Raw genomic sequence first — 606 nt, 5'->3', positions numbered from 1 at the left:
ATATACCGGCAGATCGACCGGCCAGTTCGCGGCCAGCAACCAGTCGACCTGATCACTGCGATGCACGACCGGGATCAAGCGATGATGGATGAACAGCGGCAGCTCTTCCTCCCTGTAGAAACCTTCGAGCAACAGTAGTGGCGACGTCAAGCCAGCTTCGCGCAATGCGATCGCGCGTTCGAGCTCGATCAGCGCGAAGCCATCGGCCAACTCGCGCAAGGCCTGCACGGCGCGCTCCAGACCGTGACCGTAGGCGTTGGCCTTGACGACCGCCCAGAGCCTGGAATTCCCGGCAAGCCGCGTGGCTACCTGGAAGTTGTGCCGCAGCGCGGCCAAATCGATGATGGCGCGGACCGGGCGCGTCATGTAGGCTGCCTAGGCAGCTTTGTGCTCTTTGAGGCGCTCTGCGGCAAACGAAACGAAGGAGGTCACGAGACGCGAGCGGAATTTTTCCTTCGGATAGACCATCGACAGCTTGCGCACCAGACGTGGCTTGAGCGGGATCGATACCAATGTTCCGAGGCGCAACGCATGCATCACCGATGCACGTGAGGCGATCGCATAGCCCAGGCCGGTTTCGACGACCTCTAGCAATGCCAAGGGACT

2 protein-coding genes are annotated in these 606 nt (G+C 61.2%); both read right to left on the bottom strand.

From position 1 onward, the window contains the following. Positions 1-366 (bottom strand): alanine racemase (locus ACK4TH_RS12920; protein WP_409627019.1); only part of this gene is annotated, 366 nt, incomplete at its 3' end. A 9-nt stretch (positions 367-375) separates the two neighbouring features. Next, positions 376-606: LysR substrate-binding domain-containing protein (locus ACK4TH_RS12915; protein WP_409627017.1), on the bottom strand; the 231-nt coding region annotated here is incomplete at its 5' end.

Source organism: Tepidimonas sp. (genome assembly GCF_046292505.1).
Taxonomy (GTDB): domain Bacteria; phylum Pseudomonadota; class Gammaproteobacteria; order Burkholderiales; family Burkholderiaceae_C; genus Tepidimonas.
Note: the sequence above shows the minus strand (reverse complement) of the source record. Positions and strands in the feature narration are given on the sequence as shown.